Here is a 12,075-nt window from a genome sequence, read left to right on the forward strand (position 1 = left end):
ATTCCGGTCCGTACCGCTACGCGGTACCACCTCGGGTTCCTGTTTCACGGGCCACTGCCGACCGGTGAGGATCGGTCTTACACGGCCTCCGCAGGCCTGACATCCCGCCCGTCCGGCGGTAGATCCGACAACTACGTCGTCGGACAAGGCGATCCTGCCATGAATCTGCGGCCCTCCGGGCCGCCAGGGGCAGGATGCCCTACACCTCCACCCTGAAGGGTGGAGCACTGGGCAAGAGTTCGGTAGCGCCCTCGCGGGCCGGGCGCGCCGGCGCCCGCCGCGGCCCGGGCCCGCCGGCGTGCGCCCCGGGCCCGGCGCCGACGGGCGCCTCGGGGGTCAGCGCTCCCCCTCCACCAGCCCGGCCGCGCCCGCGCCCCGGCTGAGGGTGACGTTCCTGATCCGGTCGCGCACGCCCCCGACTTCGGCGCCCTGGGCGAGGGCCCGGTCCAGGTCGACCACCCGGCCGGCGTCGATGTCGAACGACTGGGGCAGGAACTCGGCCTTGCGCACCTCCCAGCGGCCGCCGGGCCGGGCGGGCCGGGAGAAGGTGAAGCGCGCGACGGTGGACTGGGTCCCGCGGGCGTCCTGGAGGCCCTGGCCGTTGAACATCTCGCCGGCGATCTGGTCCCCCAGGCCGTAGACCACCCAGGTGTCGTTGACCTTCTCGTAGGGCTGGGGGACGTGAGCGCGGGCGCCGACGATCAGGTCGATGTCGGGGCGGCCGCCGGTGCGCGAGGCGGTGAGGGCGCGGGCGAGGGCGAGCTGGCGGTCGTCGGGGGCCTCCTGCCATTCGGTGCCCCAGTGCAGGGACACCACGACCACGTCGGCGCCCGCCTTCCGGGCGGCCTTGGCGTCGGCGAGGATCCGGTTCGGGTCGACGAGGCCGACGCTCCAGGGCTGCCCCTGCGGAAGGGGGCGACCGCCGGTGTCGTAGGTGTAGGCGAGGTGGGCGACGTTCGCCGGTCCCGCGCGCAGAAGGGTGACCGAGTTGCCCTCGGCCTCGGTGCGCGCGGTGCCCGCGTGCCGCACGCCGGCGGCGTCCAGCGCGTCGAGGGTGCGCCCTACGCCGGCGGCGCCGTCGTCCAGGCTGTGGCCGGAGGCGGTGGAGCAGCCGTCGTAACCGGTGGCCGCGAGCGCCTCGGCGATCTCGGGCGGGGACGTGGCGGCGGTCGGTCCGGTGTGGTCGCCGTTCGCGCCGAAGACCGTGTCCAGGTGACACAGGGCCAGGTCGGCGGCGGAGACGACGGACTTGGCGCCCTCGAGCACGGGCCGGAAGTCGTAGCCCGCGCCGCCGGCGTCGAAACGGGCGCGGTCGACGACCGTGGCGTGCGGGCGGAGGTCGCCGGAGGCCACGAGCGTGAAGCCGCGGGCGGCGGGGGGCGCGGCGCGTCCGGGCCGGCCGGCCGATCGGTGGTCGTGGGCCTGGCAGGCGGCGGCCGACGCGAGCAGGGCCGTCAGGGCCAGGGCCACCAGGTGTCTGCGGTCGAGCACCGGATCACCCCGATTCGCATGGGTTGTCATATTTACGCACGTATCACTACTAGTCCATCGGCGGCGGCGGATCGCTCCGGCACTCCCTCCGTCCAGGGCCGATGCCTGCGATCGGCGTAGCCCGGACCGTTCGTCGAACCGTTCGTCGACGCGATCGACCGTCCGCCGCAGAGCCGTGTGCGCACCCTGTCCCGATCCGGCCCGTTGCGGTGGCATACGCCCATGACCGCCGGAACCGCCCTCAACGCCAGGACGACGACCGCCGAACACGAACTCGCCGCACTGCAGCGCGAACACGGCCGACCGCTGTTCGCACTGCTGCTGCGCCTGTGCGACGGCGACCGCCAGCGCGCCGAGGACCTGGTCCAGGAGACGCTGGTGCGCGCCTGGCAGCACCCCGAGGCGCTGCGCGCCGACGCCTTCGACTCCGTACGGCCCTGGCTGCTCACCGTGGGCCGACGGCTGGCGATCGACGCGCGGCGGGCCCGGCAGGCGCGCCCGCCCGAGGTCGGGGACGCCGTCCTGGAGAACGCGCCCGTCTGCGCCGACCACGCCGAACGGGCGGCCGCCGCCCTCGACGTGCGCGAGGCTGTGAAGACACTCACTCCGGAACACCGTGAAGTCCTGGTGCTGGTGTATTTCCAGGGGGCGAGTGTGGCGGAGGCCGCCGAGGCGCTCGGGATCCCGCCCGGTACCGTGAAGTCGCGCGCGTTCTACGCGCTGCGCGCCCTGCGCCGGGTGCTTCCGGGATACGCGGCCGACCTGCACTGAAACCGACGATCGGGTCAAGCCTCCGTAAAGCGCCTTGCCGTGGACCCCCTTGAGGTAATCGGGTGTCCTTGTCCGTGTTGCGGACTGGGGTCCCGGCGACGGGCGACCGCAAGCACCGGAGGAAGGCAGGAAGGGATGCTGCACAGAGGTCACCAGAGCACGGACGGCACCGGCGGCGGTGAACTCACCGTTCCCATGGCCTGGTTGTACGCCGAGTACATCGCCGACGAACTGCTGCGGACCGGCGATCTGATGCCGCCGACGTCCTTCGAGTTCCGCGCCGGGCGCGACGCCCTGGCACTGACGATCTTCCTCTCCGACACCGACGGCGAGCTGTCCGGGATCCGGGTCGTCACCCAACTGGAGACCTGGCTTTCGCTCACGGCGTACGACCAGCCGTGGCAGAACTGGGTCGACGAACGTATGTCCCAACTGAGAGCCGAAGCCGCCCGGTCGGAAGGTCCCTCACCCGATCTCGAACTGGCGGCCGCGGCCTGGCGCTGGCTGGAGGAGACGGAGCTTCTCGCCCCCGATCTCGACGCGGCGCCGGGCGGTTCCCCGGCCGGCGAGGGCGAGGAACCCGAGGTGTGGACGCCCGCCTGGCAGCTCGGACTGCCTCTCGGCCATCTGGCGATTCATCTTTTCTAGATTCACACCAATCCGCGGGCCGGACCGCTCCGAACATCTCGGTCACGATTCGGTACGCGCCTTGAGTGATTCGCCGGCCCGGTGCGTACCGGTGGGAGCAAGGAGTAACCCCACTGGCACTCAACGGCACGAGGTTTCGGCATGAGGTCCCTGGAAAGGCATCGCGACGTCGGCGCGTACGCGCTCGGCGTGCTGGACGAAGCGGAAGCCTTCCGCTTCGAGGACCACCTCATGGAGTGTCCTCAGTGTGCGGCGCAGGTCACCGAGTTCGGTCCCACCGCGCGTCAGATGATGCTCTACCGGCGCGCCACCCCGCGCACCGTGCACCCCTTCGCCGGCCCCGGCCCGCAGCTGCTGGACCGGCTGCTCGCCGAGGTGGCGGTCCGGCACCGGGCCGTGCGCCGACGGGTGCTGTACGCGGTGGCCGCCTCGGTGGTCGTCGCCCTGGCCGCTCCCGTGCTCGCCATGGCAGCGGGCGGCGGCAGCGGCGGTGAGGACTCCGTGCGGCTCACCGCCACCGACGAGAAGTCCGGCGTGTGGGCGCAGGTCACCACGGAGAACGAGGCGTGGGGCAGCCATGTGGAGCTGCAGGTCAAGGACGGGGCGGGCCCCCGCTCCTGCCGCCTGATCGCCATCGGCGCCGACGGCTCCGAGCAGACCGTGACCAGCTGGACCGTGCCCCGGCACGACGCCCGCCCCAACACCATGCAGGGCGCGGCCGCCTGGCACCCCGACGAGATCGTCGCCTACGAGCTGCGCACGGCGGCCGGCGAGCACCTGGTGACGCTGGAAGCGCACTGATCGTCGCACCGGAGCGAGTTCAGGTCGCTCCGGGTCGGCGCGCGGGGCGGTCGCCCGCATCCCGGTCCGGCCGCGGGGGCTACTTCAGCAGCCGCGACATCCTCCGGTCCGCCAGCGGCTTGCCGCCCGTCTGACAGGTGGGGCAGTACTGCAGCGAGGAATCGCTGAACGAGACCTCCCGGACGGTGTCGCCGCAGACCGGGCAGGGCTCGCCGGTACGGCCGTGGACGCGCAGACCGCTCTTCTTCTCGGCCTTCAGACGCCCCGCCGCCAGCCCCCGCGAACGTTCGACCGCCTCGGTGAGCGTGGTGCGCAGGGCCTCGTAGAGGGCGTGGGTCTCCTCCGGGGTCAGGGACGAGGCCAGTTTGTACGGGGACATCCTCGCCGCGTGCAGGATCTCGTCACTGTAGGCGTTGCCGACGCCCGCGATCAGGCCCTGATCGCGCAGGGCGCCCTTGAGGCGGCGCCGCTCGCCCGCGAGCAGCGCGGCGAAGCGGGCCTCGTCGAAGTCGTCGGCGAGCGGATCGGGCCCGAGGCGGGCGACGCCCGGGACCTGCCGCGGGTCGCGCACCACGTACACCGCGAGCCGCTTCTGGGTGCCTGCCTCGGTCAGGTCGAAGCCCTCCCCCGTCTCCAGGGCGACCCGCAGGGCCAGAGGGCCCTTGCCGGGGCGGGGCGGGCCGTCGGGGAGGCGGTCCCTCCAGTGCAGCCAGCCCGCGCGGGCCAGATGCGCGACCAGGTGCGGGCCGTCACCGGTCGCCAGGTCGAGGAACTTGCCGTGCCGGCGCACGGCGGTGACCGGCCGGCCCTCCAGGGCGGTGACGGGCGGGTCGTACGTCTTCAGCACGCTGATCGCGGCGGGCAGCACGCGCACGATCTCGTGGCCGACGGCATGCTCGGCCAGGAAGTCCTTGAGTGCTTCGACCTCGGGAAGTTCCGGCATACGTCCAGAGTGCCACCCGGGACGGGCATCGCCTCGCGGTGCGGGCACGGCACGGCGCCGGTCAGGGCCGGTCAGGGCCGGTCGGGTGGCGGCACCGCGAACTCGCACCACACGCACTTGCCGCCGCCGCGTGCCTCCACGCCCCACTCGTCGGTGAGCAGGTCCACCAGCATCAGGCCCCGCCCGGAGACACCCGACTCGCCCGCCTCCCTGCGCCGCGGCAGGGCACTGGAGGTGTCCTCGACCTCGACCCGCAGCCGGCGTCCGCCGCCGGTGAGCGCGCGCAGCGTGACGATCGCCGCGCCCTCGGTGTGCATGAGCGCGTTGGTGATCAGCTCGTCCGCGACCAGCTCGATCTCGTCGGAGCGGTCCCGGTCGCCCCAGGCGCGCACGGCCGCGCGGATCATGTGCCGGGCCTCCGTGAGGGCCTCCGGATCGCCGGGCGCGACATGCTGCTGGAGCCGGTTGCCGGACTGGGGGCCGTCCGGACCGCGGCGGCGCAGCAGGAGCAGGGCCACGTCGTCGTCCCCGCCCCGCTCCTCGGCGACGTCGATGAGCTGGTCGGCGAGTTTACGCACGTCGCCGGGGCCGGCGGAGATGAACGCGGCGAGGGCGAGCATGCCGTCGTCGAGGTCGGCGCCGGGCTGCTCGACCAGCCCGTCGGTGCACAGCAGCAGCGTGTGGCCGGGGTCGAGCTCGATGGTGCCGACGGGGTACTCCAGGCTGCCGAACTCGGCGGACAGCCCGAGCGGCAGCCCGCCGGGCACCGCGACGCGCCGGCAGGCGCCGTCGGGGTCGCGCAGCAGGGGGTCGATGTGTCCGGCGCGCACCACCTGGACGACCCCGGTGGCCAGGTCGACCTCCGCGTACAGGCAGGTGGCGAAACGGTCGGTGTCGAGTTCGTGCAGGAAGACGGAGGCGCGGGCCATCACGGTGGCCGGGGTGTGCCCCTCGGCCGCGTAGGCCCTGAGCACGATGCGCAGCTGGCCCATGACGGCGGCCGCGTGCGTGTCGTGGCCCTGGACGTCGCCGATGACGGCGCCGACGCGGCCTCCCTCGGAAGAGGCGCCTCCGGGCAGCGGGATCAGGTCGTACCAGTCGCCGCCGATGTCACGGCCGTGCGAGCCGCCGATGGTGGCGGCCCGGTAGCGGACCGCGACGTCGGCGCCGGGCACGCTGGGGATGGTGCGCGGCAGCATGGCCTGCTGGAGGCCCTGGGCGATGTCCTTCTCCTGCTCGTAGAACATGGCCCGTTGCAGGCTCTGCGCGATGCTGCTGCCCAGGGCGACGAGGATGTTGCGCTCCTCGGGCGTGAAGCCGTGCCGGTCGCTGTAGAGCAGGCCCATGGCGCCGATCGGGCGGGCCTGCACGATGAGCGGCAGATAGGCCGCCGAGGTGATCCTCAGGTCGCTCAGGTGCGGCCACAGCACGGGGTAGCCGCGGGCGAACTCGTCCGGCGACTCGATGAAGCGCGGGGCGAGGGTGCGCACGACCTCGCTCATCGGGTACGGCTCGTCGATCCGGGTGACGAGCGTGCCGGGCACGAAGCTGCCCTCGGGCCCCTCGGCGATCAGCCGGATGCGGCCCGCCTCGACGAGGCCCATGACCAGACTGGTCGCGCCGAGATGAGTGAGGCCCTGGGTGTCCTTGAGGACGTCGATGACGTCCTGCACGGTGCGGGCGTGCGCCAGGGCCGCCGTGGTGAGCTGGACGACGTTGGTCTGCTCGCGGCGCGCGTGGTCGAGGGTGTCCCCGTCGCGGCGGGCGGCGAGGTCGCCGAGTTCCTCGGTCGCGTCGCGCACGATGCCGATGATGCGACGCGGGCGGCCGGTGTCGTCGCGCCGGATGCAGCCCTGGGTGTGGGTCCAGCGCAGGGCGCCGTCGCGCAGCCGCGTGCGGAAGTAGGCGCCGTAGTGCTCGCTGCCTTCCTTGATCGCCTGCGTGACGAGAGCGTCCAGGCGGGTGGCCTCGTTCGGCGGGACCCGCGCGGCGAGCGACGCCGGATCGCCGTCGTACTCGCCGGGGCTGATGTCCAGGATCTCGTGGGCCCGGGCGTCCATGTGGCACTGTCCCGAGTCGAGGTCCCAGTCGAAACGGCCCATGCGGTTGAGCGCCAGGAACGGATCCGGGTGGGCGGGCCAGTCGTCCGGGGGTGACAGGGCACGCGCTCCCCGATCAGCCATGGGGCCACCTTGCCAGGGTTCGCCCGATTCCTCGACCGGGGAGCGCGGGCCTTCGGCCACGGTCAGCCGAGGACGGAGCCGGCAGGGCTGCCGAATATGGGGTCGGACGGGTCGAGGCCGCCGGACTCGTCCGGTCCGTCGGGGATCAGCCCGCCGCCGTCGGGCAGGTCGGGGACCTCAGGGACCGTCCGCGGGCCGACGGCGTCGGGTGCGGCCGCGCGGTCGAGGCCCGCGCCGGGATCCCGGTCGGAACCGGTGTCCGAGAGGCCGGAGCCGGCGTCCGAGGGATCGGAGCCGGTGTCCGAGGGATCGGAGCCGGTGTCCGAGAGGTCGGTTCGGGGGTCGGCGAACAGGACGCGGCCCTGCGCCGCCGGCAGGACGGCCTCCGGGCCCGGCATCGTGTACTTCGCTCCCACACCGCCGCGGCCGGCGACGAGGAGCGCCGCCGAGAGCGCACAGGCGGTGAGGAGGGTGGCAGTGGGTGGTCGCACCACGTTCTCCCGCATCGACTCGATCTGCCCCTCTCGGGGATTCGCCCACTATTGTCTGCCCCACCCGCACCGGTCACGCAAGCGGAGGACTCGCACACACACCGTGACCGGGCGGTGCGGAGGAGGAGCGTACGGCCGTGGACTGGTTCACCGCACCCGAGTACTGGCAGAGCCGGCTGGTCTTCCAGCGCGGCCTGGCCGGTGTGTACCTGGTCGCGTTCCTGACGGCGGCCCTGCAGTTCCGTCCGCTGCTCGGCGAGCACGGGATGCTGCCGATCCCCGGGTTCGTGCGGCGCTCGCCCTTCTGGCGGACCCCGAGCCTGTTCCACCTGCGGTACTCCGACCGGCTGTTCGCGCTCTGCGCTTGGGCGGGGTGCGCGGTGTCGGCGGCCCTGCTGGCGGGGGTGGACGCCTACGTGCCGCTGGGGGCGGCGATGGCGCTGTGGCTGCTGCCGTGGGCGCTGTACCTGTCGATCGTCAACGTGGGGCAGACCTGGTACGGGTTCGGCTGGGAGTCCCTGCTGCTGGAGACCGGCTTCCTCGCCGTGTTCCTCGGCAACGACGAGGTGGCGCCGCCGGTGCTCGTGCTCTTCCTGCTGCGCTGGCTGCTGTTCCGGGTCGAGTTCGGCGCGGGCCTGATCAAGATGCGGGGCGACGCCTGCTGGCGGAAGCTGACGTGCCTCTACCACCACCATGAGACCCAGCCCATGCCCGGCCCGCTGAGCTGGTACTTCCATCGGCTGCCGAAGCCGTTGCACCGCGTCGAGGCGGCCGCCAACCATGTCACCCAACTCGTCGTGCCGTTCCTGCTGTTCGCGCCGCAGCCGGTCGCGACCGCGGCGGCGTCCCTGATGATCGCCACCCAGCTGTGGCTGGTGCTGTCGGGCAATTTCGCCTGGCTGAACTGGATCACCGTCGTCCTGGCCGTGCCCGCGCTCGCCCTGCCGGGCGGCCACCCGACGGCCGCCGCGGCGCCCCTGTGGTTCGAGGTCGTGGTTCTCGCCACGGCCGCGCTGCTGCTGTTCCTGAGCTACCGCCCGGTGGTCAACATGCTCTCCCGCCGACAGGTGATGAACCGCTCCTTCGATCCGCTGCACCTGGTCAACACCTACGGCGCGTTCGGCAGCGTCAGCCGGATCCGCTACGAGGTGGTGGTCGAGGGCACGCTCGACGAGGCGCCGCGCGAGGACTCCGAATGGCGGGAGTACGAGTTCCGGGGCAAGCCCGGCGATCCCCGCCGCCGGCCGGGCCAGTTCGCCCCCTGCCATCTGCGCCTGGACTGGATGATGTGGTTCGCGGCGCTCTCCCCCGCGTACGCCGGGGCGTGGTTCGCCGCCCTGGTGGAGCGGCTGCTGGAGAACGACCGCGACACGCTGAGGCTGCTGCGCGGCTCGCCGTTCCCGCCCGGCCGGCCCCCGCGGCACGTCCGCGCCCGCCTGTTCCGCTACCGGTTCACGACCCGGCGGGAGCGGCGGGAGACGGGCGCGTGGTGGCAGCGGACGTACGTGCGCGAGTATCTGCCGCCGACCCGGCTGGCCGGACCGGCCCCCAGGCCGTAGCCGCGCACGGCGGTAGTCTCCGAGATCCGCTGCGACGGCTACCCCGACGAGCGCTCCGACGGCTCCCCCGCGGGCAGCAGTCCGTCCTCCCGCAGCTCCTCCCAGAGCGCCGCGGGGACGGGGACGGCGAACTGCTCGGCGCAGTCCTCGGCCTCGGCGGCCGAGCGGGCGCCGACCAGGACGCTCGCGACCGCCGGATGGGCGGCGCAGAAGGCCAGCGCGACGGCGCGCAGGGGGACGCCGTACCGGTCCGCGACCGCCTTCATGCGCAGGGCCGTCTCCAGCAGGTCGGCCGGCGCCCGGGCGTAGTCGTACGTCGCATCGGGTCTCGGATCGGCCAGCAGGCCCGAGTTGAAGGCGCCGCCGACCACCACGGACACACCTCGTTCGAGGGCCGCGGGCAGCAGCTCGGCGCCGGCGCGCTGGTCGAGCAGCGTGTACCGGCCGGCGCACAGCACCACGTCGACGTCGGTGTCACGGACGAAGCGGGTGAGCATCTCCGCCTGGTTCATGCCCGCGCCGATCGCGCCCACCATGCCTTCCGAGCGCAGTCCCTCCAGGGCGGGATACCCCTCGCGGAATGCCTGTTCGGCGTGGTCGTCCGGGTCGTGGAGGTACACGACGTCGACACGGTCGAGGCCGAGCCGCTCCAGCGAGGCCTCCAGGGACCGGCGCACGCCGTCGGCGCTGAAGTCCCACACCCGGCGGTGGGTGGCGGGCACCGCGAAGCCGTGGGCCAGGTCGTCGCCGTCCGGCGGGTCCAGGGGTTCCAGGCGGCGGCCCACCTTCGTGGAGACGGTGTATCCCGCTCGCGGGAAGTCCCGCAGGGCGGCGCCGAGACGCCGTTCGGACAGGCCGAGCCCGTAGTGCGGCGCGGTGTCGAAGTAGCGCACGCCCCGCTGCCAGGCGGCGGTCACGGTGTCGTGAGCCTGCTCGTCGGTGACCTCGGAGTAGAGGTTGGCGAGGGGGGCGGCGCCGAGACCCAGAGCGCTGACCTGGACGGCGCTGCGGCCGAGGCGGGTCATCGGGCGCCCTCCGGGCGCAGCCGCAGGCCCTGCATGCCGCCGTCGACGGCGAGCGAGGTGCCGGTGGTGGCGCCGGACAGAGGGCTCGCCAAGTAGGCGATCGCGCCCGCGACTTCGGCCGCACTGACCAGGCGGCCGATGGGCTGGCGGGCCTCCAGCGCGGCGCGTTCGGCGGCTGGGTCGTCGGCCGCTCCGAGCAGCCGGCCGACCCACGGGGTGTCGGCGGTGCCGGGGTTGACGCAGTTGACGCGGATGCCCTCGCGGACGTGGTCGGCGGCCATGGCGAGAGTCAGCGAGTACACCGCGCCCTTGGCCGCGCTGTAGAGGGCGCGCCGGGGCAGGCCCGCGGTGGCCGCGATGGAGCAGGTGTTGACGACGGCCGCGTGCGAGGAGCGCCTGAGGTGCGGCAGAGCGGCGCGCGACGTGCGGACCATGCCGACGACGTTGACGTCCAGGACGCGGTGCCATTCGGCGTCGTCGTTGTCCTCGACGGTCCCCTGGGCGCCGATGCCCGCGTTGTTGACCAGCACGTCGAGCCCGCCGAGTTCGGCGACGGCGGCGGCGACCGCCTCGCGCACGCCGGCGTCGTCCCCGAGGTCGGCCCGGTAACCGAGCAGAGGCTTCTCGACACCCGAGAGGTCGAGGTCCAGGACGGCGACCCGGGCGCCGCGCTCGGCCAGGAGCTGGGCGGTCACCCGGCCGATGCCTGAGCCGCCCCCCGTCACCAGGGCCGTCAGCCCCTCGAAGTCGCTCACGCCGCCTTCTCCTTCCGGCTTTCGCGGCCGACGGTCCGCAGGCCGCCGCCGGGATGGGTGTGCCGCACGATCGACTCGCCGCGCACGGCCGGCTCGGCCCGCACAGCCGGTTCGCCCCACACGGCCGACTCGCCCCGCACGATCGGCTCGGCCCGCACGGACGTCGAGGAGCCGGCCGCGCCGGGCGCCGTCCGCCGGCCCTCGCGGGACACCGCCGGGCCGGGAACACGGCCGCCGGGGTCCGTCGCGCGGGAGCCGCCGGACTCGGGCCGGGCGGGGATGCGGATGTCGGGGGTGTCGACCGCGGTGACGCGGGCGGGGGGCGGGGGCGCCATCGGCCGGCTCCTCATCGGGCGGGACATACGATTGCTGCCGTATATTTATCAGACCACTTCCCTGCCGCAACACCCCCCGATAGCGTTTTCACCAGGTTCACGGCCAGAGTGGTCCGACCACTTCGGTGGCCGGGCCCCGGCGCACCGGCGACAGGAGAAGGCCACGTGGAAGACACCCCGCCCAGCGCGACCACCGCTCCCAAGGGCACCGTGACGCAGCGCGCCATCGAGCGGATCAAGGCGATGATCGGCGACGGGCTGCTGGAGCCGGGCCAGCGGCTGCCGACCGAGCGCGATCTCGCGGCCCAGCTGGGCATCTCCCGCAGTTCGATGCGCGAGGCGATCCGGGCGCTCACGGTCCTGGGCGTGCTGGAGGCCCGCCACGGCTCCGGCATCTACGTCACCCAGCTCAAGGCCGGTGACCTCCTGGAGACCTTCGGCGTGGTGGCCGACCTCTCACGCGGGACGCGGCTGGTGGAGCTGCTGGAGGTCCGGCGGATCCTGGAGTCGACGGCCGCCGCGCTGGCCGCGGCCCGTATCACTCCGGAGCAGCTGGCCGTCGTTGAAGGGCATCTGGCGGCGATGAACGCCACGGACGACGCGGAGGAGATCCTCGCGCACGACCTGGCCTTCCACCGCGCGGTCGCCTCGGCCGCCGGCAACGAGACGATGGCGGCGATCCTGGAGGGCGTCTCCTCGCGCACCTTCCGCGCCCGCGTGTGGCGCGGCTACCAGGAAGAGGGCGCCTTCGCCCGCACGCGCCGCGAGCACGCCGCGATCCACCGCGCGCTGCTCGCCCGCGATCCGGAGGCCGCCCGCGCGGCCGCGGCCGCTCACGTGGGCGAGGTGGAGGACTGGCTCAGGGCCCAGGCCCGGGTGCCCGTCTGAGCCGGGAGACCCGGACCGCGGGCGCGCTCGGCGGCGGCACCGGGCTCGCACGGGGACGACACGGGGAGCCTCGGGCGGCGCGCGGGCGCAGGGGTCGCGTCGGCCTCGCGCTCGAGGTCGACGGGAGGGGCTCGGCGGGGCAGAGTTCTCCTACGTACTCGCGAGTAGTGGACACCCCCGAGGAG

Annotated in this window: 12 protein-coding genes; 5 read left to right on the forward strand and 7 right to left on the reverse strand. The window is 73.6% G+C overall.

Annotated elements, in window-relative coordinates:
- Positions 1 to 336 precede the first annotated feature (336 nt).
- Positions 337 to 1,521, reverse strand: coding sequence for a CapA family protein (locus IE239_RS12200; protein ID WP_373308083.1), 1,185 nt, complete (start codon positions 1,519 to 1,521; stop codon positions 337 to 339).
- Between the two features lie 192 nt (positions 1,522 to 1,713).
- Between IE239_RS12200 and IE239_RS12205 the strand changes: the two genes are divergently transcribed.
- The 3 genes from IE239_RS12205 (at position 1,714) to IE239_RS12215 (ending at position 3,711) form a co-directional block, all read left to right on the forward strand.
- A complete protein-coding gene (locus tag IE239_RS12205) occupies positions 1,714 to 2,262 on the forward strand; it encodes a sigma-70 family RNA polymerase sigma factor (protein ID WP_190149273.1) in 549 nt (182 codons plus the stop codon).
- A 135-nt stretch (positions 2,263 to 2,397) separates the two neighbouring features.
- A complete protein-coding gene (locus IE239_RS12210; RefSeq protein WP_190149274.1) occupies positions 2,398 to 2,910 on the forward strand; it encodes a hypothetical protein in 513 nt (170 codons plus the stop codon).
- 141 nt (positions 2,911 to 3,051) lie between these two features.
- Positions 3,052 to 3,711 carry a zf-HC2 domain-containing protein gene (locus IE239_RS12215; RefSeq protein ID WP_190149275.1) on the forward strand — a complete coding sequence of 220 codons (660 nt, stop codon included), beginning with the start codon at positions 3,052 to 3,054 and terminating at the stop codon, positions 3,709 to 3,711.
- 79 nt (positions 3,712 to 3,790) lie between these two features.
- Here IE239_RS12215 and IE239_RS12220 read toward each other — a convergent pair whose 3' ends face one another.
- The 3 genes from IE239_RS12220 to IE239_RS12230 form a co-directional block, all read right to left on the reverse strand.
- A complete protein-coding gene (locus tag IE239_RS12220; protein ID WP_190149276.1) occupies positions 3,791 to 4,654 on the reverse strand; it encodes an Fpg/Nei family DNA glycosylase in 864 nt (287 codons plus the stop codon).
- A gap of 71 nt (positions 4,655 to 4,725) precedes the next feature.
- Positions 4,726 to 6,837, reverse strand: a complete 2,112-nt coding sequence (locus IE239_RS12225) for a SpoIIE family protein phosphatase (protein WP_190149277.1) — start codon at positions 6,835 to 6,837, stop codon at positions 4,726 to 4,728.
- A gap of 62 nt (positions 6,838 to 6,899) precedes the next feature.
- Complete coding sequence (locus IE239_RS12230; RefSeq protein WP_190149278.1) at positions 6,900 to 7,328, reverse strand: hypothetical protein; 429 nt, start codon at positions 7,326 to 7,328, stop codon at positions 6,900 to 6,902.
- Between the two features lie 137 nt (positions 7,329 to 7,465).
- On the opposite strand from IE239_RS12230, the gene IE239_RS12235 reads away from it, so the two are divergent.
- Complete coding sequence (locus IE239_RS12235; protein ID WP_190149279.1) at positions 7,466 to 8,887, forward strand: lipase maturation factor family protein; 1,422 nt, start codon at positions 7,466 to 7,468, stop codon at positions 8,885 to 8,887.
- A 38-nt stretch (positions 8,888 to 8,925) separates the two neighbouring features.
- Here IE239_RS12235 and IE239_RS12240 read toward each other — a convergent pair whose 3' ends face one another.
- From IE239_RS12240 to IE239_RS12250, 3 genes are read right to left on the reverse strand one after another with little or no spacing between them, the layout of a single operon-like run.
- A complete protein-coding gene (locus IE239_RS12240) occupies positions 8,926 to 9,912 on the reverse strand; it encodes an aldo/keto reductase (RefSeq protein WP_190149280.1) in 987 nt (328 codons plus the stop codon).
- Positions 9,909 to 10,667 (reverse strand): SDR family NAD(P)-dependent oxidoreductase, encoded by a 759-nt coding sequence (locus IE239_RS12245; protein ID WP_190149281.1) that lies wholly within the window; start codon positions 10,665 to 10,667, stop codon positions 9,909 to 9,911. Before IE239_RS12245 ends, IE239_RS12240 begins: the two co-directional genes overlap by 4 nt.
- Complete coding sequence (locus tag IE239_RS12250) at positions 10,664 to 11,002, reverse strand: hypothetical protein (protein WP_190149282.1); 339 nt, start codon at positions 11,000 to 11,002, stop codon at positions 10,664 to 10,666. The genes IE239_RS12245 and IE239_RS12250 overlap by 4 nt, the downstream gene beginning before the upstream one ends.
- Before the next feature lie 165 nt (positions 11,003 to 11,167).
- On the opposite strand from IE239_RS12250, the gene IE239_RS12255 reads away from it, so the two are divergent.
- Positions 11,168 to 11,890, forward strand: coding sequence for a FadR/GntR family transcriptional regulator (locus IE239_RS12255; RefSeq protein WP_190149283.1), 723 nt, complete (start codon positions 11,168 to 11,170; stop codon positions 11,888 to 11,890).
- Positions 11,891 to 12,075: the final 185 nt, after the last annotated feature.

This window comes from Streptomyces humidus, from assembly GCF_014649655.1.
GTDB classification, from domain to species: Bacteria; Actinomycetota; Actinomycetes; order Streptomycetales; family Streptomycetaceae; genus Streptomyces; species Streptomyces humidus.